Raw genomic sequence first — 22,591 nt, 5'->3', positions numbered from 1 at the left:
CGTTCTTGGCCGGCTTGTACGGGGTTCATGAGTCAATGCAGGACCGCTGGGGCTGGTTCGCCGGCACCGGTGGCCAGCGCGATAATCCGCTCCTGCATCGCGGCGGTATCGGCACAGCCTGGCACTTCGCCGACCAGCTGGCCCTCGCGCATCACCAGCACGCGGTCGCACAGGCCGACCACCTCGGGCAGCTCGCTGGAGATCAGCAGCACCGCGACGCCGGATCGCGCCAGTTCATTGATCAGCCGGTAGATCTCGGCCTTGGCGCCGATATCCACGCCGCGCGTGGGCTCGTCCAGGATCAGCACGCGCGGGCGGGTTTCCAGAAGCCGCGACAGCATTACCTTCTGCTGGTTGCCGCCCGACAGCGCCCCCACGTTGACCTGCGGGTGCGCCACGCGGATGCCGAGCGCGCGGATCGCCTCGGCGGTGCGCCGGCGCGCGCTGGCACGGTTCAGCCGGCCGCCGCGCAGGGCATCGCGCGCGGCCACGATCAGGTTGATGTTCTCGTGCACGCTCTGGTCCAGAAACAGCCCCTGCAGCTTGCGGTCTTCGGTCAGGTAGGCAATGCCGGCATCGATCGCCTGGCGCGGGCTGCTGACCGCCAGCGGCGTGTCGGCGACGAACACCGCGCCATCGGTGCGCGCATCGGCGCCGAACACCAGCCGCGCCAGTTCGGTGCGGCCGGCTCCGACCAGTCCCGCCAGCCCCAGCACCTCGCCGGCGCGCAGGTCGAAGCTACAGCCGCGCACGCGCCGGCCGTCGGACATATTACGCACCGACAGCATGATGTCGCCCGGCGCGGTCTCGCCATGGGTCTTGGTGTAGAAACCGGACAGGTCGCGCCCGACCATCATCTTGACCAGGGCCGCCTGCGTCAGCGTGTCGCGCGCGAGCGTGCCGACCAGGCAGCCGTCGCGCAGCACGGTGACGCGGTCGGCCAGCTCGTCGATCTCGGCCATGCGGTGGCTGATGTAGATGATGGCCATGCCTTCGGCGCGCAGCTGGCGGATCAGCGCGAACAGGCGCTCGGTCTCGCGGGTGGACAGCGGCGTGGTGGGCTCGTCCATCACCAGGATGCGGGTCTCGAAATGCACCGCGCGGGCAATCTCCACCAGCTGGCGCTGTGCGATCGACAGCGTGTGTACCGGCGTCCGTGGCGTGAAGTCCGCACCCAGGCGGGCCAGCGTTGCCTCGCTCGCGCGCGCCATGGCGGCGCGGTCGACCAGGCCGCGGCGGTGCAGGTGGCGGCCCAGGTAGATGTTCTCGGCCACGCTCAGGTTGGGGGCCAGGCTCAGTTCCTGGTAGATCACGGCCACGCCGTGGGCGCGCGCCGCGGCAGGACCGTCGATGCTCACTGGCTTGCCGGCAATGCGACATTCGCCGCCAGGGTCGGCGACGTAGGCCCCCGACAGGATCTTCATCAGCGTGGATTTGCCGGCGCCGTTCTCCCCCATCAGCGCATGGACCTCGCCGGGATAGACGGTCAGCGCCATATTGCTGAGCGCCTTCACGCCGGGGAAGGTCTTGGTGATGTTGCGCAGCTCGAGCAGCGGCGCGGTGCCCCCGTCGCTCGCATGGCCGCCATGCAGGGGCGCCGGCGTCGGCGCGGGATACGGTGCTTCAGACCATGGCATGGCTGGCCTCCGGAACGATGGCCGACGCACCGCGCAGCAGCTCGGCGCGCGGCGAGAAGTTCATGAACATCGGCAGCGACGCGGCGCCCACCGCGCCGGCGTTGGCGCCAAAGCAGCCGCGCACCACGTTGGCGGGCGCGCGCGCCTCGGGAGCGCACTCATCCAGCGTCTGCTGCAGGCGCGCGATCAGCGTCGCGACCAGGCCACCGTCGATATCGGCATCGAAGATCACCAGCGGCACGTCGAGCACGGCAAGGGCCGATTGCAGCGCGGGGGCGAGCGCATCGACGCAGTCGGCGACCCACTCCTCGACCGCGGGGTGGCCCAGCTCGACCTGGCGCTGCAGGTCGGCATGGCCATTGACCGCCACGCCGTGGTGGCGCAGGTGGCGCGTCAGTGCGTTGAGCGACGCGCGCGAGATCAGGATGTCGCGCCGCTTGCCAAGTCCGTTCGCCGGCGCGGAGGGCAGGGTGCTTGGCGGGACCGGCATCATCGCGATATCGCCGGCATTGCCGGACACACCGCGCACGCAGTCGCCGTTGAGCACCACGCCGCCGCCGATGGCGGGGCCCAGGAACACGTAGAGGAAATGCTGGGCGTGGTGGCGACCGTAGAACAGTTCGGCCACCGCGGCGGCGGTGCCGTCGTTTTCGCCGAACACCGGCAGGCCGGTGGCGGCATTCAGCATCGCCGGGAAGTCGGCCTGGTCCCAGGCGCGGAAGCCGGCCTGGAAGGCTTCGCCCTGTACGTCCAGCTCGCGCAGCCACGCGCCGAGGTTATAGGGCTGTGCCACGCCGATGCCCAGCAGCCGCTTCTGTTCGGCGGGAGCGAGCAGCGCGCGCAGCTCGGCAATATCGTGGCGCACCATCTCCAGCGCCCGGTCGGGGTGGGGCAGGACCAGTTGATGGGCGCGGCTGGCCAGGAGATGGCCGGCAAAGTCGACCATCACCACCTCGATGCTGCCTCGGTCCAGCCGCACGCCGATGCCGAAGGCGCCCTTGGGCTGCAGCCGGATCAGGCTGGCGGGCTGCCCGCGCTGGCCTTCCGTGCGGCGCCCGGACTGCTCGACCAGTCCTTCCTCGGACAGGCTCTGCACGATGCTGCCGACCGCCGTATTGGTCAGTTGCGCCATGCGCGCCAGGTCAGCCTTGGAAGCCTCGCCAGCACGGCGCAGCGCCAGCAGCAGCGCGCGTTCGTTGTACAGGCGCAGGCTGGCGGAATTAACGCCACGGCCCGCTTTGGATGCGGTCATCTTGTCTCCGTCCGGTTGGACTGGCCGAGGTCCGGCACAGGCCAGCCGCTATTAATTAATTCACGTTGAATTAAATTACATGAGACGAAAGAACTCAACTGCGGGGAAACCCGGAGGGCGGAGGCAATGCGCGCGGGCAAGTCCGAGCGATCCTGAAAATACAGTGGAAATGGGCGCGATCTGACGGGGGAAACCGAGGACGGGGCGTGGCACATGGGCCACTTGGGCGACGGGCTTGCTCATGGGCTCCGCCGCGGCTAGCGTGAAAGAAGCAAGCCTTGCAGCATGAGGGAGCCATCGTGAAAGCCCGAGCAGAAACCGCCAACTGGAGCCGCTTCTACATCCTCGATGACGAAGGCCGGCCGGTCCAGGTGGCCGGGCGCGAGGCATGGTCACGCTGGATGGCTGACAATGACCCGGTATTCCGCCGCACGTTGCTCGAAGCCAGCGGCGGCACCGTTACCACGCGCTTCCGCGGGGTTGCCGAAGAGACGCCGCAGGCGCCGCCGCTGTTTGTCACGCGCGTGACGGGCATGGACGAGCATGACAACGCCAGCTATGGCTCGCCCACACTGGACGCGGCACTGGCGCTGCACGAGGAGATCGTGCAGAAGTTGTTGCGGCAGTTGGGAGCGGGAAAGTAGCAGCGGCCCGGGCACCACGGATGGAGCGGCAACGGGGAAGAGCACCCTGCCGGCGTGGAAACAGCAAGCCCGCTGCAACGCCTCAGTCCGGCAATGCCCCCGCCTGCCGCAACGCCGCGCGCGCAATCTCCATCCGCGCCTTGGCATGCTCCGGCCGCAGCAGGTCCAGATTCAGCGCGAACAGGTAGTCGTCGTTGCCGCGCTCGACCCAGCCCACCAGCCAGCCTACCGCCGGCCTGGCCGAGGTGGCCCAGCCGGTCTTGCCGTGCAGGGTGTAATTGGCGGTGCGCTCCAGCACGGTGATGTCGTCGACGGCCTGGAAGGTGGCGGGCGAGAACGGCAGCGTGCGCTGCACCAGGCCCTTCAGGAAATCAATCTGCTGGTAGGCCGTGATCTGCAGCTTGCCGTTCAGCCAGAAGCGGTCCACCGGCCCGGAGCTGTCGGCATTGCCATAGTGCGATGCGGTCAGGTAGCGCTGGTAGGCCGCGCTGCCGACCCGGCGCGCCAGCGCCTGGTAGGCCGGCACGCAGGAGTTGGGCAGGGCCACGCGCAGCGGCACGTCGGCGTTGCAGGTCTCGGGCAGCACGGCCTTGCCGCCGACCAGCCAGACCTTGCCGTCCCAGGGCAGCTTGTCGTGGTCGACGTCGGTCACCGCGCCGGTCTCGAGGCCGATCAGGGAATTCATGATCTTGAAGGTCGATGCCGGCGAATACGGCGTGGCGGCGCGCGACGGGTTGTAGGTCAGCATGCGGTCGCGCCGCAGGTCGTAGATCACCATGGTGCCGGTGGTATCGGCCTGGCGGAACAGCGCCGCGGCGTCGAGCGGCGCTTCCTTGGGCGCGGCCAGCGCGGGCAGGTGGGCGGCAAGCAGGCCGAGGCCGAAGGCCGCCGGCGTCAGCAGACGGGCAAGACGATTGTTCATGGTTGTGCGTGGGAAGTTAGGGGGATGACAATCCGGGCCCGGACCGTGATGCGCAGCATAGGAGAGCGCCTGCGCAGCGCCAACCGCGTGCCCTGTAACTTGCGTAACATGGCGGGCGTCGCCACTGATGCTGCCTTCCAGATCGATGTCCGCTTCGCCTGCCCCCATCCATATCGATGTATCGAGTCCGTACCGCGTCGACGGCCAGCCCGCGCGCTACCAGTCGGTCTGGCTGCTCGCGCGCGCCTGGCATGCGCATCGCAGTGGCGAGGGCGTGGTCACCGCCGCCGCGGTACGCAGCGCGTTCCCCACGGGGGCCAATCTGCGCATGCTGGTGTCGCGCGCGTTTGCAGACTTCGCGCGCTGGGGCATCGTGGTGGGGTGGGGCGCTGACCGCGCGCGCGATCCGGCCGCGGCCAACCCGGCGCAGCGCAGCCGCGGACCGTTCTGGCTGACTGCAGCCAGCGCGCGCCGGCTGCGCTTCGTCGCCAACGGACGCACGCTGGGCCCGGCTGCGCTGGCGCGGCATTTTGGCTTTCCTGCCGGGGCGCATCCGGTGCCGCCGACGCAGCGCGATGGCACGGGCTACGTGATGCGCGACATGGCCTTCTGGAGCGAGCTGACGCAGGCTATGCGCAGCGCGCAGGACGGCCATGCCGGCGCCCACGGCTTCGCGGTGGCCGAGTCCTTCGGCGCGGCGCGGCGGCTGGCCGGCGATGGTTTCCAGCAAGCCTTGTCGCTGCTGAAGGAAAGCCAGGCGTGGCGCCGCTGCGGGCGCCTCGACCAGAGCCGCGCCGCGCTCCGGCGTTTCGACCGGCTGGCACAGGCGGCCGACGCGGGTGCGGCCACGCCGGCGTTCCAGGCCATGGCGCAGGTGGTGCGCGCCTGGGAGCGCTATACGCGCGGCGACGGCGAAGGTGCGCGTGCCGGGCTGGAGCACCTGCACGCCGATGCCGAGCTGCGCCTGGTGGTGCGCTACAACCCGCGCGTGCGCTTCGAGGTGCTGAACCTCGAAGCGCTCTTGCACAAGGCCGATGCCATGCGCCCCGCGCATGCGGCCGCGGCGGCCGCGGCGCAGTGCGCGCTGGACGCATTTTCCGGCGCGCTGCAGGCCGCTTATGAGGCCGATTCGGTCGATGCCGTGCAGCATGCCGCGGCCAATATCGGGCTGAGCCTGTGGCTGTTCTGGCGCCATGGGCTGATCGATAGCGAGCGCAGCCTGTCCGCCAGCGCGGTGCAGCGGCAGGCGATGCGCTGGCTGGGGCTGTCGGAATGGATCTGCGACCGCTTCGGCGTCGGCGGCGGCACGGCGTGGAACGCGATCTTCCTGCTGCGTATCGCGCGCGGCAGCTGCGGGCCCGATGCGCCGCCGCTGGACCGCCCGGCCAGCGCCAGCGACAGCATGGCCATGTTCCGCCGCCAGCGCCCGCTTTCCGTAGCCGACGCGATCGAGGCGCTGCGGCCATTCCATGCGCCGTTTGCGCCGGCCAGGGGCTTCGTGCGCTGGTCGGCCGTGGCCGCCTTTGCACTGGAAGACCACGACGCCGGCCACGTCAGGCTGGCGCCGCTGCAGCTGGCCAACCTGCTGCTGGAATCGGCCTGGTACCTGACCCATGAACAGGGCGCCACCGCCGCCGCATGCGCCGCGGTGGAGCGGCTGGCCGGGCAGCTGCCCGGGCTGCGTCCGGCGGAACGGGCCTTCTTCACGGCCGAGCTGCGTGCGCTGCCGCCGGCGCTGCGCGACGCCGCGGCGGAAGCGGCGCGGCGCCACCGCCAGCGGGCCTGACTGCGTTCGCTAACTGCCAGCGGGAACGACGCGATTGGCGCGCGACAACTCGCCCGGCGTCATGTTGTAGAGCCGCCGGAAGGCCGCGATAAACGCCGACAGCGACTCATAGCCGCAATCCAGCGCGACCTCGGTCACGGCTTCGCCGCGCTCCAGCCGGGGCACGGCGTCGAGCAGCCGCAGCCGCTGGCGCCAGGCGCGGAAGGTCAGGCCGGTTTCGCGCTGGAACAGCCGCGTCAGGGTCTTGCCCGAGACCGCCAGGCGCGCGCTCCACGCCGCCAGGCTGGTGTCGCGGTCGGCATGGCGCTGCAGGCCATTGCAGACCAGGCGCACGCGCGGGTCGGCCGGCAGCGGCAGCATGAATTCCACTTCGGGCGCGGCGCCAAGCTGGTCGATCAGCACGCGCGCCAGGCGCCCGTCGGCACCGCGTTCGTCGTATTCGGCCGGCAGGTGGCTGAAGGTGCGAATCAGCTCGCGCAGCAGCGGGCTGACCGTCAGCACGCGGCAACGGGCCCGCGCCGCCGCGCACACGCTGCTGTCGACGCTGCTGTCCAGGTAGAGGCTGCGGATGCGCGTGCCCGTGGCGCAGCGCACGCGGTGCGCCACGCCGGCCGGGATCCACACCGCCCATTGCGGTGGCGCGACAAAGCGCCCGCGGTCGGTCCATACCTCCAGCACGCCCTGCAGGGCATAGGCAAACTGGCACCAGGGATGCCGGTGGCGGTAGCCCAGCACGCGGTTGGGCAGGGCTTCGATGTGGCCGTACAGCGGGCGAGGCAGCCGCGCGAGCGCGCGCAGGGCGGGATCATGGGCAGGCATGCGTGGTCCGGTGATAGTGGTGGAGGGAGTGGTGGACGAGGGCTGGCGGCACGGGCAGCGCCGCGGCGGATATCCGCTGATGTCCGATTGCCGACACCGGATGCGACTTTGCCGTTAGCCAGATTGTCTGGCGCAGGCTAACTTGCGCTCGCCCCACAAGACAATCCGGGCAATCCGCTCTACCGCTCGTGCCGGTTGCGTCCGCTCCGGCATGCAACTTCGCTGTGTTACCCAGGGAGCCTGCGATGCACCGCACCAGATTCTTCACCGCTCTGCGCCTGGCCGGCATTTGCTCGGCACTGATGCTGGCCGCCGCGCCGGCATGGGCTGTCGACGAGGCCGGCAAGTACTGCGACACGCCTTCGAGCTGTATCAACCCGATGGCCACCGGCGGCATGGTGACCTCTTCCAACCGCCTGGCGACGCAGGCCGGGCTGCGCGTGCTGGAGCTCGGCGGCAATGCGGTCGATGCCGCCATCGCGGTGGCGTCGACCATCGCGGTGGTGTACCCGCACATGAACTCCATCGGCGGCGACGCCTTCTGGCTGATCTACAACGCCCGCACGCGCGAGGTGCGCGCGCTCAATGCCAGCGGCCGCGCTGGCGAACGCGCCACCATCGCGCTTTACCGGGACAAGGGACTCGACCGGGTTCCCGCGCGCGGCTACCTGTCGGCCATCACGGTGCCCGGCACTGTCGCCGGCTGGGAAGCCGCGTACCAGTACGCGCGCCAGGGCATGGGCCGCAGCCTGCCATGGCCGGAGCTGATGGCCGACGCCATCCGCCATGCCGAGGGCGGGTTCCCGGTGTCGGCGTCGCTGGCGTCGTGGAGCCGCGTCAACCTCGACCCGGCCGACACCGAATTCCGCGCCTTGCAGCGCTTCGACGGCTTTCGCCAGACCTTCCTGAAGCCGGACGGATCGGCCTACCGGATGGGCGAAACGCTGCGCCAGCCTGACCTGGCCGGCACGCTGCGGCAGATCGCGTCTGGTGGCGCCGCGGCGTTCTACCAGGGCGAGATTGCGCGCAAGATCGTGGCCGACCTGCAGGCGCACGGCGGCGTGCTGACCCGGGCCGACTTCGCCCGCCACCGCGCCGACTGGGTCCAGCCGATCACGGTCAACTACCGCGGCTACCAGGCCGTCAACGTCCCGCCTAACACGCAAGGCTTTGCCTCGCTGGAGATCCTGAACATCCTGGACAAGCGCGACGTGCGCGCGCTGGGCGAGGGCACGGCCGACTACTACCACGTGCTGGTGGAGGCGACCAAGCAGGCGTTTGCCGATCGCGACCGCTACCTCGCCGATCCGGACTTCGTGCAGATCCCGCTGGAACGGCTGCTATCGTCGCAATACGGGCAGGCGCAGTCGGGTCGCATCAGCATGCTGCGCGCCGGCGCGGACGTGAAGCCGATGGATCCGCACGGCGATACGGTGTGGTTCGGCACCGCCGACAAGGACGGCAATGTGGTGTCGATGATCCAGAGCGTCTATCACGACTTCGGCTCGGGCATCGTGCGCAGGGGCACCGGCGTGCTGCTGCAGAACCGCGGTGCGTTTTTCTCGCTCGATCCTGCGCATGTGAACCACCTTGCGCCGGGCAAGCGCACCTTCCATACGCTGAACCCGGCGCTGCTGCTGAAGGACGGCAAGCCGTTCCTGGTCTACGGCACCATGGGCGGCGAAGGGCAGCCGCAAACGCAGGCGGCGCTGGTGACGCGCATCGTCGATTTCGGCATGTCGCCGCAGGACGCGGTCAATGCGCCGCGCCTGCTTTATGGGCGCAACTGGGGCGTGTCGTCGAACGACCTCAAGATCGAGGGCCGCGTGCCGGAAGCGGTGACCGCCGAACTGGCGCGGCGCGGGCATCCGGTCAAGCGGGTGCAGGCCTTCACCGACACCATGGGCCATGCCGGCGCGATCCTGATCGACCCGGTCACCGGCGTGATGTATGGCGCGGCCGATCCGCGCGGCGACGGCCTCGCGGCAGGGCTGTAGCGGGACGTAAACGAGGAAAGGGCGACCACGGTCGCCCTTTCTCTGAATCGCTGGCCGGCTTAGTCGAACAGCTCGTGCCAGATGCTCTTCTTCCGATAGTGCTTCTGCTCGCGCTCGTAATAGCGGTCGCGGTCACGCTCGCCGTAGCCGTGCTGGTAGCCCTGCTGCGGCGGTGCGTTATGCACCGGTGCCTGCTGCGGCGGCTGCTGCATGGAGACTTGCTGCGGCGGGGCCGCCGCCGAGCGCTCCAGGATCTTGTCGAGTTCGCCCCGATCCAGCCAGACCCCGCGGCACTTGGGGCAGTAATCGATCTCGATGCCCTGGCGTTCGGACATCACGAGTTGGGTTTGCGGGCACACCGGACAGTCCATGGATTCTCCTGTTGCAATGAAAACGGTCCAGTTATGACCGGCCGCGGCGCCGATGGTTCGGTCCGCGCTGCAACCAGAAGTGGCGCGTGCGGCCCATGAAGGGGCGTGGGCGGGGAATTCACGCGCCAGGCTGCCGTCGAAGGCATATGGCTGCCTCGCGTCTCCTTCCCCCTGTGCTTGCGCTGGTCCGCCGGCTGGCGTGGCTGGCGCTGTGGTTCGGCCTGGGCTGGCTGGCCTGGCCGTGGCTGCAGCCGCCGCTGGAGCGTGCCATCTACGCGGCCCGGCTGTCCGCCCGACCCGCGCCGGCGGCGCTGCCGGTGCCAGTCGCCGGGGTTGCCCCAAGGGCGCTGCGCGATACCTGGCATGGCGCGCGCTCCGGCGGGCGCAAGCACGAGGGCATCGACATCTTTGCGCCGCGCGGCCGCGAAGTGGTGTCGGCCACAGAAGGCATCGTCACGCGCGTCGGCACCAACCAGCTCGGGGGAAACGTGGTGTGGGTGATGGGGCCGGGGCGGCAGATGCACTACTACGCCCATCTGGACCGGTATGCCGGCGTGCGCGCCGGCGACATCATCGCCGCCGGCACCGTGCTGGGGTACGTGGGCACGACCGGCAATGCGCGGGGCACGCCGCCGCACCTGCACTATGGCATCTACACGGCCGGCGGGGCGATCAATCCCTACCCGCTGCTGAAGCCCGCCGTGCGCACCGGCGCGCGCTAGCCGGCGCCGGGGGAACCAGGTTCAGGCTGCTTCGCCGACGGTGCCGTGGCCGTCTTCCTCGGCCGCGGCTTCCTTGCCGCCGGGCAGCAGCAGATTCAGGAGCACCGCCGACAGCGAGCCCACCGTGATGCCGGAGCCGAACACCTCGTGGACAAAGGCGGGCAGCTTCGCCAGCAGTTCCGGACGGAAGGTCACAGCCAGGCCGCAGCCGATCGACACCGCCACGATCAGGGTATTGCGCTGCGTGAAGCGGACCGTGCTGAGCATCTGGATGCCGCCCGAAACGATCATCGCGAACATCATCAGGCCAGCGCCGCCGAGCACCGGCTGAGGAATCGTCACCACCAGCGCGCCCAGCACCGGGAACAGCCCCGCCAGCAGCAGCATCACGCCGGTCAGCGCCACCACGTGGCGGCTGGCCACGCCGGTCAGCGACACTACGCCGACGTTCTGCGCAAAGGTGGACAGCGGCGGGCTGCACACCAGCGCCGCAAAGGCCGAGCCAAAGCCGTCGCACAGGATGCCGCGCGACAGGCATTTGCCCGACACCGGCCGCTGCGTGGCCGAGCCCAGCGCCATGAAGGTGCCGGTCGATTCGACGATGGTGACCAGGAAGGCGATCGACATGGCGACGATGCCGGAGATCGGGAACGACATGCCGAAGTGCAGCGGCTGCGGCACGGCGAACACCGGTGCCTGGTGGAACTGGGTAAAGTCGACCAGCCCCAGCGCCAGGCACAGCAGGTAGCCGCCGGCAATGCCGACCACGATGGCCGAGGCCGACAGCATGCCCTTGCCCCACTGCACCACCGCCACCACCAGCGCCAGCACGGCGACGGCAATCGCCAGGTTGCCGGGGGCGCCGTAGCGGCTGCTGCCCTGGCCGCCGGCGGCCCAGTCGATCGCCACCGGGATCAGCGACAGGCCGATCATGGTCACGACCACGCTGGTGACGGTATGCGGGAACAGCTTGCGGATCGCCGGCATGAAGAAGCTGCCCAGGATCATCACCAGCGAGCCGGCCAGCGCCGAGCCCAGGATGCCGGCCACGCCGTGCTCCACACCCACGCTGATGGCCGCGCCGACGAAGGCAAAGCTGGTGCCCATCACGCACGGCATGCGGATGCCGACCGGGCCCACGCCCTTGCACTGGATGATGGTGACGATGCCCGAGCCCAGCAGCGCGGCATTGACCAGTGCAATTACCTGGTCGGAAGGCAGGCGCAGCGCGCCGCCGATCACCAGCGGCACCGCAATGATGCCGCCCAGCGCGGCCAGCAGGTGCTGGAGTGCCAGCAAGAACGTCGTCAACCGTGGGGGGCGGTCTTCCACCTGGAATAGCAAGGGCGCCATTCGAGTCTCCTGTCGTCTGCCCGGATGTTCCGGGCTGTCTTGTTCTTCTGGCGCCGGGCGGGGAACCCGGCGCCCTCGTGCACGCTCGCGGGCCAGGTGCGGCAGCTCCGCGAGCGAGGCGGGCATGACCTGCATCCCGCCTCAACAGGCGTGCAAGAATAACAGGGATCAGCGAACCGTGATACAAAGATTGCATACAATTTGTATCAACTCCCATGCGCTGGAAGACAAGGCGGATGCTCTGGAAGCCGCCTGCATGGCGGCTTTTTGGGGATCAGCGGCGCCGCCCCAGCGCCTTCTGGATCGCCGCCTCGGTCTCGGCGTACTGGCCCTCGCCGAAGTGCTTGTAGACCACGTTGCCGTTGGCATCGACCAGGTACAGCGCCGGCCAGTACTGGTTGCGCCAGGCGTTCCAGGTGGCATAGGCGTTGTCCTGCGCCACCGGGTAGCGGATGTCGAAGCGCTTGAGCGCGGCCTGGACGTTGCTGGTGGAGCGCTCGAACGCATACTCCGGGGTGTGCACGCCCACCACCACCAGGCCCTGGTCGCGGTATTTGTCGTACCACTTGCGCACGTGGGGCAGGGTGTTGATGCAGTTGATGCAGCTGTAGGTCCAGAAGTCGACCAGCACGACCTTGCCGCGCAGCCCGGCAACGGTCAGCGGTTCGGAGTTCAGCCACTTGCCGATGCCGGTGAATTCGGGCGCCTTGCCGTAATCGGTGGGTGCGGCCGGCGCGGCCGCGGCGGACTGGATCGCGAGCGGGGCGGCGGCAATTACGGCGGCGGCAAACAGGGTGCGAAGGATGCGGGGCATGGTTCAGGCTCCAGGTTGGGTTGCGGGGAAAAGCGAGGTCAGCCAGGCGACGGCAAGGGTGTCGTACTGGAAGTACATGGCGATGGCGGTGGCTACCACCAGCACGCCGAAGGCCTGCTGCAGCCGCGGCGTATGGCGCGCCAGCCGGCGTACATGGGTGGTGGCGAACTGGCCGCCGTAGGCGATGCCCAGCATCGGCACGGCGGCGCCGGCGGCGAACAGGGCCAGCAGGCCGGCAGCGCGGTGTAGGTCCTGCGCCTTGGCCACCAGCGCCAGGATCGAGGCCAGCACCGGGCCCGCGCATGGGGTCCATACCGCGCCCAGCGTCATGCCCAGCACGAAGCCGCCGGCCAGGCCGTTGCCGGCGCGGCTGCCGGCGCCGGCGGCGCGGTCGGTGAGCGCGGCGAACGGCGCTGCGAAAGGTGCCGTGAGGCGGCCGAAGCCGGCCGGCCACAGCCGTGCCAGGCCGGCGGCCAACAGGATGGCGATGGCGACGTTGCGGACCACGCCCGGGGCGTCGCTGAAGGCGCTGGTGAGCGCGCCGAAGACAATGCCCAGCGCGGAAAAGGCGGAGACGAAACCCAGTGCGATCGCCAGCGGGCGCAGGCGGCTGGTTTCGCCCAGCGAAGCGCCCAGCAGCATGGGCAGCACGGGCAGCACGCACGGCGACGCAATCGTCAGCACGCCGGCGGCAAAGGCAAGGTAGGCATCGATCATGGCGGTGGACTCCCGGATTGGTATGGCTGCATTGCACCGCCCCGGCGTATCGGCGTTGTTTCCGCATCCGGCCCGCTGTGCAATGTTTCTTGTCCGGACCCGGCCCGGATACACAGCGATACAAAGCGCGCCGCCAGCACCGCATAATGGCGGCACCGGGCCAGGCCGCGGCCACCATGGCCAGCGCCGGCCGCCCCCCTTTTTCTTCGTCTATTTCTTCGATTCCGGGACCCGCCATGACCCCGCAGGACCATATTCTTATCGTCGACGACGACCGCGAAATCCGCGAACTGGTTGCCGCTTACCTCGAGCGCAGCGGCATGCGCGTGTCCCTGGCCGCCAACGGGCGCGAGATGCGCGCGGCGCTGGACAAGGGCTCGGTCGACCTGGTGGTGCTGGACCTGATGCTGCCCGGCGAAGACGGCCTGGCGCTGTGCCGCGACCTGCGCGCGGGCGAGCGGCGCAATCTGCCGGTGCTGATGCTGACCGCGCGCAACGAGGAAGCCGACCGCATCCTGGGGCTGGAGATGGGCGCCGACGACTACCTGGTCAAGCCCTTCGCCGCGCGCGAACTGCTGGCGCGGATCCGCTCGGTGCTGCGGCGCACGCGCATGCTGCCGCCCAACCTGCAGGTCACCGAGGCCGCCAGCGTGCTGGCGTTCGGCCCGTGGCGGCTCGACACCAACGCCCGCCACCTGATCGACGAGCAGGACGTGATCGTCGCGCTCAGCGGCGCGGAATATCGGCTGCTGCGCGTCTTCGTCGACCACCCGCAGCGGGTGCTGACGCGCGACCAGCTGTTGAACCTGACCCAGGGCCGCGACGCCGAGCTGTTCGAGCGCTCGATCGACCTGCTGGTGAGCCGCCTGCGCCAGCGCCTGCGCGACGATGCGCGCGAGCCACGCTACATCAAGACCGTGCGCAACGGCGGCTATGTCTTCAGCGCCGCCGTCGAAATCCGCGAGGAGCGCGCATGAGCGGGCGCGCGCGCAAGGGACTGGCATGGCCGCGCACGCTGTTCGCGCGGCTGATGGTGATCCTGCTGGTCGGCCTGGTGCTGGCGCAGAGCCTGTCGTACAGCCTGGTGATGATGGAGCGCAAGAGCGCGGCCGACCGGCTGATGCTGGGCAACCTGGAACGCGACGTGGCCAGCTCGGTGGCGATGCTCGACATGCTGCCGGCGGACCAGCGCGCGGCCTGGCTGGAGCGGGTGCGGCGCGACAACTACAGCTACCGGCTCGATGCCGGCACGCCGGGCGAGCCGCCGCGCGCGCCGCTGGCGCGCAAGGCCGTCGACACCATTGCCGAGGCGCTGCAGGGCCGCTACCCGGTCTCGGCCAGCAGCCAGCCGGGCGGCGGCTTCCAGGTGCACCTGCGGCTGCACGACGGCAGCCCGTTGACGATCGACGTGCAGCCCAGGCGTTCGCTGGTCTCGCCGTGGCTGCTGGCGATGCTGGCGGCGCAGCTGGCGCTGCTGGTGGCCTGTGCCTGGCTGGCGGTGCGCGTGGTCACGCGTCCGCTCAGCCAGCTCGCCAGCGCCGCCGAGAACCTGGGGCCGGACCTGAAGGCGCAGCGCGTGCCCGAAACCGGGCCGACCGAGGTGGCCCATGCCGCCGCCGCCTTCAACGCCATGCAGGCACGCATTGCCGGCTACCTGGATGAACGCATGCAGATCCTGGCGGCGATCTCGCACGACCTGCAGACGCCGATCACGCGCATGCGGCTGCGCGTGGACCTGATGGAGGACTCGCCCACGCAGCAGAAGCTCTACCACGACCTGCGCGAGATGGAGCACCTGGTGCGCGAAGGCGTGGCCTATGCGCGCACCCTGCAGGGCGGCACCGAAACCCCGGCACGCATCGATCCCGATGCGCTGCTCGACAGCCTCGCCGGCGACTACCTCGACGCCGGCCATGCCATCGCCATCGAAGGCCAGGCCGGCGCGCCGCTGCTGACGCGCCCGCAGGCGCTGCGGCGCATCCTGACCAACCTGATCGACAACGCGCTGAAGTTCGGCACGGAGGTCACGCTGGCGGTGGCGCGGCAGGACGATGGCTGGTTGCAGATCGCCGTGCAGGATCGCGGCCCGGGCATTCCGGAGGCGGAACTGGAGCGCGTGATGCAGCCGTACTACCGCGTCGAAACCTCGCGCAACCGCGGCACCGGCGGCACCGGCCTGGGCCTGGCGATCGCGCAGCAACTGACGCAGGCACTCGGCGGCACGCTGCAGCTGGCCAATCGCGAGGGCGGCGGCCTGCAGGCAACACTGCGCCTGCCCGCCTGATAGTTCGCGAAATTCGTCGAGCAAAAATCCATTCCATCCCCTGATCGGGGGATAAATGCCATCTGGCCTATTCGGGTTATGACATTAAAATCATAATCAATTATCACTAGATTGATGCGAATGGCCGGATTGATTTTTTCGTCTGATTTCGGCGGAAGTCTGCGGAATTTTGATAGCGAAATCAGCATGCATCGATTCCTGTGAAAGCCTTGCCAGTTAAGGGATGCAGGCTGCTTCGCAGGTCCCCATCAGGCTCCGTGTCGCGCAACCGCATCCGGATATTTCGCACGCGACATAAACGAATTAGTGATTGAGATAATTTATGCAGTCACCAATTCGTTTGCGAAAATTAACAATCTTTTCGCGGAACCCTCCTTACAATCGCCTTCGCTTTGCGGCAACGCAGGCCGATTAACTGGTCCCTGCGGTTGCACGACGCCATTCCTGCTGCGAATGGCCATCCGGCGCGGTTCCTCGGTGCCGCACCGGATCCCGTAGGCCTGTTCTGCCGGTATTCGCATCCGGCCAGGTCCGGTCGGGTTCCGTGTCCCCGTGCCGCAAAGCGATAAGCCGATAACGGATCCCAAGCACACGCGCGCCTGCGCCGCAGGCGTGTGGCGGACGCTTGGGCAACACAGAGACAGGCTGCGGATCCCATGGATTCACTGATGAAGCGCCCTGAGCGTGCCCGCAACGGGACGCTGCGGCGTCGCGTACCGGCCGGGCTGGCCGGTGGGCTCACAGCGGGGCTGACTGCGGGGCTGACTGCGGGGCTGGCGGCAATGTGCTGGCCGGCATCCGCGCATGCCGATTCCAACTACGACGCGCTGATCCAGCGGGCCCGCGCCGGCGACTATGCGCCCGCGCTGGTGATGCTGCGTGAGCAGGTGTCGCGTGCGCCGTCGGACCGCCGGGCCGCGTGGGACCGGATCATCATTGCCGGCTGGGCGGGGCGCCCGGATGAAGTGCTGGAGGCTTACGGCAGCCTCGGCGAGACCCGCGAATTGCCGCCGGAGGTGCTGGCGGCCGTTGCCGGCGCCTTGCGCGACGAGCGTCGCTGGGACGAGGCCTTGGCCCGCTATCGCGAGGGCCGGCAGCGCTTTCCGGCGCGCACGGCGTTCGCGGTGGGCGAGGTGAAGGTGCTGGCCGACAGCGGCCAGGCCGCCGAGGCGGTCGCGCTGGGGCAGGCGCTGGTGCAGCGCGAGCCCGCGGCCGTCGACAGCCGCCTGGCACTGGCCTACGCACAGGCGCGCGCCGGCGAGCCGTACGCGGCCTTGTTCGAAGCTGACCAGGCCCATCTGCGCGCACCCAAGCGCGCGGACGTCGTGCGCGAGTATGTCGGCGCGCTGCAGCGCGCGGGCCTGCCCGAGGCGGCGTTACGTGTCGCGGGGGAACATCCTGAACTGTTCGACCAGCGCGCGCGCCTGGCGCTGGAGCTCGATGCCGTGGCCGAACTGGTGCGCCTGGCTGACCTGCCGACGCGCACCGAGGCCGAGCGCTTTGCCATCGCCGAGCGCGCGCTGGCACGCTATGACGCATTGCTGCCCGCCCTGCAGGCGCTGGGGCCGCCGGCCGCGCCGCAACTGCGCCGCGCGCGCATCGACCGCCTGGCCGCGCTGCATGCGCGGGTCCGGATGCAGGACGTGGTGAGCGAATACGAGGCGCTGCGCGCCGAGGGCGTCGAGGTGCCGGCCTATGCCTTGGGCGATGTCGCGGCGGCCTACCTGTACTTGCGCCAGCCCGAGCAGGCCGCGCCGCTGTTCCGCCAGGTGCGCGACGCCTACCCGCAGGGCCTGGATGCCGAAACCCGGCTCAAGGCCCAGACCGGCCTTTACTACGCGCACGCCGAGGCCGAGGCCTTCGACCCCGCGGCGCAGGCCGTGGAGCAGGCCAGCACCGAGCAGTCGCGCTGGCGCTGGGTGCGCGGCCAGCCCATGCGGCAGCCCAACGACCTGTGGCTGCAGGCCGAGCAGACCGCCACGCGCGCCGCGTTGCAGGCTGATGACACCGAGACTGCGCAGCAGAAGCTGGAAGACCTGGTGCGCCGCGCGCCGGGCCATTCCGGCCTGCGCGCCGCGCTGGCGGACGTCTACCGCGCCCGCGGCTGGCCGCGCGCGGCCGAGGGCGAGCTGAAGCTGGCCGAGACCCTGACCCCGCGCAGCCTGCCGGTGGAGGTGCAGCAGGGGCACGCGGCGCTGGATCTGCAGGAATGGCGCCAGGCCGAGCTGCTGCGCGACGACACCCTGGCGCGCTTCCCCGAAGACCTCACCGCGCGGCGCCTCGACCGCGAGTGGCAGGTCCACAACAAGGCCGAGCTGCGCATCGAGGGCTACCGCGGGCTGGCCAATGACAGCGCCGTGGTCGGCAACGGCAACTTCGGCATCGAAGCGGTGCTGTACACCCCGCCCATCAACTATGACTGGCGCGCCTTCGGCGGCATCGGCTATGCCACGGGCCGCTTCGACGAGGGCCGTGTCGATTACCGCTGGGCGCGCGCCGGCGCGCAATGGCGCGTGCGCGACCTGACCATGGAGGGCGAGCTGTCGCTGCATGGCTATGGCCAGGGCGCGCGCCAGGGCGGCCGCATCGCCGCCGACTACGACATCGACGACCGCTGGCGCGTGGGCGCCTCGGCGGCGCTGCGTTCGACCGGCACGCCGCTGCAGGCGCTCAAGCACGGCATCTATGCCGACACCGTGCAGGCCTACGCGCGCTGGCGCCGCAGCGAGGCCAGCGAATGGATGCTGACCGTGGCGCCGTCGCGCTTCAGCGACGGCAACGACCGGCTCGAAGCGGGCGTGTCCGGCGTGCAGCGCTTCTACACCGCGCCGCATCTGAAGGCCGACCTGCTGGTCGACCTGTGGGCGTCGCGCAATAGCCGCGCCGACACGCCGTACTACAACCCGCGCTCGGACCTGACCGTGCTGCCGTCGGTGCGCCTGACGCACACGCTGTACCGGCGCTACGAGACCGTCTGGGAGCAGCAGTTCCTGGCCGGCACCGGCGCCTACAGCCAGCGTGGCTTCGGCACCGGCGCGATCCTGCTGCTGGGCTACGGCCAGCGCTTCCGCACCAACGACGTGTTCGAAGTCGGCGCCACCGTGACCGGCACCAGCCGCCCGTATGACGGCCAGCGCGAGCGCGAGCTGCGCATCGTCTTCGACATGACCTACCGCTTCTGAACAGGAATGCAAGCCATGAACGCAACCCTGCGGCGCGCCTGCCGCCTGCTCTGGCTGGTGCTGGCCGCGTGCCTGCTGGCCGCCTGCGCCAAGGACATCCCGGTGTTCACGCCGCCCGCACAGCGCCCGGCCGCGGCCGCCGAGCAGCCGTGGCCGCGCAACCATCTGGTGGTGCTGGCCTATCACGATGTCGAAGACAAGGACCCCGACCAGGCCTACCTGAGCGTGCGCACCGACCACCTGGTCGGCCAGCTGGCCTGGCTGCGCGAGAACGGCTATCGCGCGGTCTCGGTCGACCAGGTGCTGGCGGCGCGCCGGGGCGGACCGCCGCTGCCCGAGCGCGCGGTGCTGCTGACCTTCGACGACGGTTACCGCAGCTTCTACACGCGCGTGCTGCCGATCCTGAAGGCCTACCGCTGGCCGGCCGTGCTGGCGCCGGTTGGGGGCTGGCTCGATACCCCGCCGGGGCAGCCGGTCGATTTCGGCGGCACGCCGACCGCGCGCGAGCGCCTGCTCGACTGGCAGCAGGTGCGCGAGATCGCCGCGTCGGGCCTGGTGGAAATCGGCGCGCATACCGATGCCTTGCACTACGGCGTGCGCGCCAACCCGCAAGGCAATACCGAGCCGGCCGCAGCGGTGCGCGCCTTCGATGCCGGCAGCGGCCGCTATGAAAGCGATGCCGCGCAGCAAGCGCGCTTGCGTGCCGACGTGGCCCGCATCACCGCCAAGGTGCGCGCCGTCACCGGCAAGCCGGTGCGCGTGTGGATCTGGCCGTACGGCGCCGAGGGCGGCGCGGCGCTGCGCATCGTCGCCGAGAACGGCTACCAGATGGCGCTGACGCTGGAAGACGGCCTGGCCACGGTGGACCGCATGATGTCGGGCGCGCGCCTGCTGCTCAGCGACGATCCCGGCCTGCGCAGCTTCGCCCGCTCGGTGGTCGCGATGGAAGAGCCCAGCGGCATGCGCGTCGCGCACGTGGACCTGGACTACGTCTATGACCCCGATCCCGCCCAGGTCGAACGCAACCTGGGCCTGCTGGTGCAGCGCATCGCCGACCTGAAGATCGACACCGTGTTCCTGCAGGCGTTCTCCGACGATGACGGCGACGGGCTGGTCAAGTCGGTGTACTTCCCCAACCGCTGGCTGCCGGTGCGCGCCGACCTGTTCAACCGGGTCGCCTGGCAGCTCGACAATCGCGCCAACGTCAAGGTGTACGCCTGGATGCCGGTGCTGAGCTTCGACCTCGACCCGTCGGTCGCGCGCGTGGCGCGCTGGGATCCCGCCACCGGCGCCGCGGCGGTCGACCCGAAGCAGTACCGGCGCCTGTCGCCATTTGATCCGGTGGCCCGGGCCCGCATCGGCGACTTGTATGAAGACCTGGCACGCCACGCCTTCTTCGATGGCATCCTGTTCCACGACGATGCCTTGCTGGGCGACTTCGAGGACGCCAGCGCGCCGGCACTGGCCGCGTATCGTGCCGCGGGCCTGTCCGGTTCGATCGCCGGGCTGCGCGCCAGCCCCGAACAGATGCAGCGCTGGACCCGCATGAAGAGCAGGGCGCTGGTGGACTTTACCCACGAGCTGACCGCGCGCGTGCGCGAGGTGCGCGGGCCTGCCATCAAGACCGCGCGCAATATCTTCGCGCTGCCGGTGCTGCAGCCGCAGAGCGAGGCCTGGTTCGCGCAGAACCTGGACGACTTCCTCGCCGCCTACGACTGGACTGCGCCGATGGCGATGCCGTACATGGAACAGGTGCCGGCCGGCCAGGAGAACGCGTGGCTCGACCGCATGGTCGACACCATCGCGCAGCGCCCGGGCGCGCTGCGGCGCACCGTGTTCGAGCTGCAGGCGCGCGACTGGCGCGCCCCCGCGGCGGGTTCGGTCGACAACGCGGTCGACAGCGCGGTGCTGGCCGGCTGGATGCAGCGGCTGCAGCGCCGCGGCGCGCGCAATTTCGGCTATTACCCGGACGACTTCCACAACAACCAGCCCCGGCTAGACGTGATCCGGCCGGCGCTGTCCAACGCCTGGTACCCCGCACCATGATCGAACGACTGTTTGCCCTGGTCATCCTGTGCCTTGCACTGGCGCTGCCGTTCGCGCTGGCCGCCCTTGCCACCGGTGACCTGCTGCTGGCCTTTGTGTTCTTCTATCCGCTGTTCATGTCCGGCCTGTGGATTGCCGGAGGCCTGTACTTCTGGTGGCACTGGGAGCGCAAGTGGCGCTGGGGCGCCGAACGCGAGGCGCCCGAGGTGCCTGGCGCGCCGTTCATCTCGATCCTGGTGCCGTGCTACAACGAAGAAAAGAACGGCGAGGAAACGCTGCTGGCGGCGCTGGCGCAGCGCTATCCGGACTTCGAGGTGATCGCCATCAACGACGGCTCGCGCGACGGCACCGGCGCCTTGCTCGACGCGCTGGCGGCCCGGCACCCGCGCCTGCGCGTGGTGCACCTGGCGCACAACCAGGGCAAGGCCATGGCGCTGCGCATGGGCGCGCTGGCCGCGCGCGGCGAATACCTGGTCTGCATCGACGGCGACGCCGCGCTGGACCCCGACGCCGCCGCCTACCTGGTCGCGCCGATGGTGGCCAACCCGCGCGTCGGCGCGGTCACCGGCAACCCGCGCATCCGTACCCGCTCGACCCTGGTGGGGCGGATCCAGGTGGGCGAGTTCTCGTCGATCATCGGCCTGATCAAGCGCACCCAGCGCGTCTATGGCCAGGTCTTCACCGTCTCGGGCGTGGTCGCCGCGTTCCGGCGCCGCGCGCTGGACCGCGTGGGCTACTGGAGCCTGGACATGATCACCGAGGACATCGACATCAGCTGGAAGCTGCAGCGCGACCACTGGTCGATCTTCTACGAGCCGCGCGCACTGTGCTGGATCCTGATGCCCGAGACCGTGCGCGGCCTGCTCAAGCAGCGCCTGCGCTGGGCCCAGGGCGGGGCCGAGGTGTTCATGAAGAACGTGCGCTCGATCTGGATCTGGCGCCACCGCCGGCTGTGGCCGCTGATGGCGGAGTACTGCCTGTCGGCGGGCTGGGCCTTTGCCTTCGCCATGTCGATCCTGCTGTGGGCGCTGGGGCATTTCGTCGAGCTGCCGGCCAATATCCGCATCCAGAAGCTGATGCCGCCGGGCTTCACCGGCATGGTGCTGGCCGCGGTGTGCCTGCTGCAGTTCGGACTGAGCGTGCTGATCGACCGCCGCTACGAGCCGCGCCTGGCGCGCACGCTGTACTGGATCATCTGGTATCCGCTGGCGTACTGGATGGTCGGGATGCTGACCACGCTGCTGGCCTTTCCCAAGGTCATGCTCAAGACCCGGCGCCAGCGCGCGCGCTGGACCAGCCCCGACCGGGGCATCCACACCATGAGGTCGTCATGAAACCCGAAAGCATGATCATCCGCACCCGAGGTTCCCGCCTGCGCTGGCTGTTCGACGCCGTGCTCACGGCGCTGGCCTGGGTCGGCTTCTTCTACCTGGGCGCGAGCGGCATTCGCGCCATCCTGCAGGAAGCCTCCACCGGCCCCGGCGTGCCGTTCTGGGCCGCGCTGCTTCCGACCATGGGCACGCTCACGGTCTACGTGCTGGTGGGGCTGTTCAACGGCATCGTGCTGCTGTCATGGGCGCTCTACAACCAGTATCGCTTCGCCGGCCTGGACCGCCGCAAGCCGCTGCCGGCGCTGCGCATCGACGAGCTGGCACTCAGCTTCGGCTTGCCCGGGCAGCGCGTGCGGGCGCTGCAACTGGCCAAGGTGGCGGTGGTGGACCATACGCATGAAGGGGAGGTGGCGGAGGTGAGGGCGGTGGTGTCGTGAGGGTTTCATCGGCATATTCATGGCCTTTCCTTTCTTGATATGCCTGGTACACAAGACTCCGGGATCAGGCCCGTCGGCCCATAGCGGCCATGAGCCTGGCGCACCCTTTAGCTGTTGCTAATAATGCACTTGAAATTCCGCTAGCGAGTTAGTATTTTATTTTCGCTCAGGCAGTCGCGATGTCGCGCTGCGTGTTTCTGTTTGTGTGCGGCCAGCAAGGCAGGCGAACGGGAGCGCGTATGCCCCTTCGCCTCCTCGCTACGCCGAAGGAGGATAC

The 22,591-nt window shown here is 69.6% G+C and carries 18 protein-coding genes; 10 read left to right on the top strand and 8 right to left on the bottom strand.

Going from position 1 to position 22,591, the window contains the following annotated elements; translation table 11 throughout:
* Nucleotides 1-32 precede the first annotated feature (32 nt).
* Together ACEI37_RS01050 and ACEI37_RS01045 are read right to left on the bottom strand one after the other, a co-directional pair.
* Entirely contained in the window at nucleotides 33-1,496 is a 1,464-nt protein-coding gene (locus ACEI37_RS01050; protein WP_373377695.1) for a sugar ABC transporter ATP-binding protein, read from the bottom strand.
* A gap of 127 nt (nucleotides 1,497-1,623) precedes the next feature.
* Nucleotides 1,624-2,889 (bottom strand): ROK family protein, encoded by a 1,266-nt coding sequence (locus ACEI37_RS01045; RefSeq protein ID WP_373376913.1) that lies wholly within the window; start codon nucleotides 2,887-2,889, stop codon nucleotides 1,624-1,626.
* A gap of 299 nt (nucleotides 2,890-3,188) precedes the next feature.
* On the opposite strand from ACEI37_RS01045, the gene ACEI37_RS01040 reads away from it, so the two are divergent.
* Nucleotides 3,189-3,533, top strand: coding sequence for a hypothetical protein (locus ACEI37_RS01040; RefSeq protein WP_373376912.1), 345 nt, complete (start codon nucleotides 3,189-3,191; stop codon nucleotides 3,531-3,533).
* Nucleotides 3,534-3,615: 82 nt separating this feature from the next.
* Here ACEI37_RS01040 and ACEI37_RS01035 read toward each other — a convergent pair whose 3' ends face one another.
* Nucleotides 3,616-4,455 carry a penicillin-binding transpeptidase domain-containing protein gene (locus tag ACEI37_RS01035; RefSeq protein ID WP_373376911.1) on the bottom strand — a complete coding sequence of 280 codons (840 nt, stop codon included), beginning with the start codon at nucleotides 4,453-4,455 and terminating at the stop codon, nucleotides 3,616-3,618.
* Between the two features lie 145 nt (nucleotides 4,456-4,600).
* On the opposite strand from ACEI37_RS01035, the gene ACEI37_RS01030 reads away from it, so the two are divergent.
* Complete coding sequence (locus ACEI37_RS01030; RefSeq protein ID WP_373376910.1) at nucleotides 4,601-6,241, top strand: hypothetical protein; 1,641 nt, start codon at nucleotides 4,601-4,603, stop codon at nucleotides 6,239-6,241.
* Between the two features lie 9 nt (nucleotides 6,242-6,250).
* Here the strand turns inward: ACEI37_RS01030 and ACEI37_RS01025 are convergent, their stop codons facing one another.
* Nucleotides 6,251-7,060 (bottom strand): helix-turn-helix transcriptional regulator, encoded by an 810-nt coding sequence (locus tag ACEI37_RS01025; protein ID WP_373376909.1) that lies wholly within the window; start codon nucleotides 7,058-7,060, stop codon nucleotides 6,251-6,253.
* 380 nt (nucleotides 7,061-7,440) lie between these two features.
* On the opposite strand from ACEI37_RS01025, the gene ggt reads away from it, so the two are divergent.
* Nucleotides 7,441-9,057 (top strand): gamma-glutamyltransferase, encoded by a 1,617-nt coding sequence (ggt, locus tag ACEI37_RS01020; protein ID WP_373377694.1) that lies wholly within the window; start codon nucleotides 7,441-7,443, stop codon nucleotides 9,055-9,057.
* A 59-nt stretch (nucleotides 9,058-9,116) separates the two neighbouring features.
* On the opposite strand, the gene ACEI37_RS01015 is transcribed toward ggt, so the two are convergent.
* The gene (locus ACEI37_RS01015; protein ID WP_373376908.1) at nucleotides 9,117-9,428 is read right to left on the bottom strand and encodes a zf-TFIIB domain-containing protein; all 312 of its coding nucleotides are present in this window, start codon (nucleotides 9,426-9,428) and stop codon (nucleotides 9,117-9,119) included.
* 146 nt (nucleotides 9,429-9,574) lie between these two features.
* On the opposite strand from ACEI37_RS01015, the gene ACEI37_RS01010 reads away from it, so the two are divergent.
* The gene (locus tag ACEI37_RS01010; RefSeq protein ID WP_373376907.1) at nucleotides 9,575-10,150 is read left to right on the top strand and encodes a M23 family metallopeptidase; all 576 of its coding nucleotides are present in this window, start codon (nucleotides 9,575-9,577) and stop codon (nucleotides 10,148-10,150) included.
* A gap of 21 nt (nucleotides 10,151-10,171) precedes the next feature.
* Here ACEI37_RS01010 and ACEI37_RS01005 read toward each other — a convergent pair whose 3' ends face one another.
* The 3 genes from ACEI37_RS01005 to ACEI37_RS00995 form a co-directional block, all read right to left on the bottom strand.
* On the bottom strand, nucleotides 10,172-11,503 hold the full coding sequence (locus ACEI37_RS01005; RefSeq protein WP_373376906.1) for a nucleobase:cation symporter-2 family protein: 1,332 nt from the start codon (nucleotides 11,501-11,503) through the stop codon (nucleotides 10,172-10,174).
* Between the two features lie 274 nt (nucleotides 11,504-11,777).
* Nucleotides 11,778-12,317 (bottom strand): thioredoxin family protein, encoded by a 540-nt coding sequence (locus tag ACEI37_RS01000; protein WP_373376905.1) that lies wholly within the window; start codon nucleotides 12,315-12,317, stop codon nucleotides 11,778-11,780.
* Nucleotides 12,318-12,320: 3 nt separating this feature from the next.
* Nucleotides 12,321-13,034: a cytochrome c biogenesis CcdA family protein gene (locus tag ACEI37_RS00995; RefSeq protein WP_373376904.1), complete on the bottom strand. Its 714-nt coding sequence runs from the start codon at nucleotides 13,032-13,034 to the stop codon at nucleotides 12,321-12,323.
* A gap of 236 nt (nucleotides 13,035-13,270) precedes the next feature.
* On the opposite strand from ACEI37_RS00995, the gene ACEI37_RS00990 reads away from it, so the two are divergent.
* The 6 genes from ACEI37_RS00990 (at nucleotide 13,271) to pgaD (ending at nucleotide 22,314) form a co-directional block, all read left to right on the top strand.
* Nucleotides 13,271-14,011 carry a response regulator gene (locus tag ACEI37_RS00990; protein WP_012356088.1) on the top strand — a complete coding sequence of 247 codons (741 nt, stop codon included), beginning with the start codon at nucleotides 13,271-13,273 and terminating at the stop codon, nucleotides 14,009-14,011.
* Nucleotides 14,008-15,318, top strand: coding sequence for a sensor histidine kinase (locus tag ACEI37_RS00985; RefSeq protein ID WP_373376903.1), 1,311 nt, complete (start codon nucleotides 14,008-14,010; stop codon nucleotides 15,316-15,318). The genes ACEI37_RS00990 and ACEI37_RS00985 overlap by 4 nt, the downstream gene beginning before the upstream one ends.
* Before the next feature lie 668 nt (nucleotides 15,319-15,986).
* Nucleotides 15,987-18,500, top strand: a complete 2,514-nt coding sequence (pgaA, locus tag ACEI37_RS00980) for a poly-beta-1,6 N-acetyl-D-glucosamine export porin PgaA (protein ID WP_373376902.1) — start codon at nucleotides 15,987-15,989, stop codon at nucleotides 18,498-18,500.
* A 15-nt stretch (nucleotides 18,501-18,515) separates the two neighbouring features.
* The gene (gene pgaB, locus ACEI37_RS00975; RefSeq protein ID WP_373376901.1) at nucleotides 18,516-20,546 is read left to right on the top strand and encodes a poly-beta-1,6-N-acetyl-D-glucosamine N-deacetylase PgaB; all 2,031 of its coding nucleotides are present in this window, start codon (nucleotides 18,516-18,518) and stop codon (nucleotides 20,544-20,546) included.
* A complete protein-coding gene (gene pgaC, locus ACEI37_RS00970; RefSeq protein ID WP_373376900.1) occupies nucleotides 20,543-21,880 on the top strand; it encodes a poly-beta-1,6-N-acetyl-D-glucosamine synthase in 1,338 nt (445 codons plus the stop codon). The genes pgaB and pgaC overlap by 4 nt, the downstream gene beginning before the upstream one ends.
* Nucleotides 21,877-22,314, top strand: a complete 438-nt coding sequence (gene pgaD, locus ACEI37_RS00965; protein ID WP_373376899.1) for a poly-beta-1,6-N-acetyl-D-glucosamine biosynthesis protein PgaD — start codon at nucleotides 21,877-21,879, stop codon at nucleotides 22,312-22,314. The genes pgaC and pgaD overlap by 4 nt, the downstream gene beginning before the upstream one ends.
* Nucleotides 22,315-22,591 lie beyond the last annotated feature (277 nt).

The organism is Cupriavidus nantongensis, assembly GCF_041726985.1.
Lineage (GTDB): Bacteria > Pseudomonadota > Gammaproteobacteria > Burkholderiales > Burkholderiaceae > Cupriavidus > Cupriavidus nantongensis_A.
This window is presented reverse-complemented; position numbering and strand designations above follow the sequence as displayed.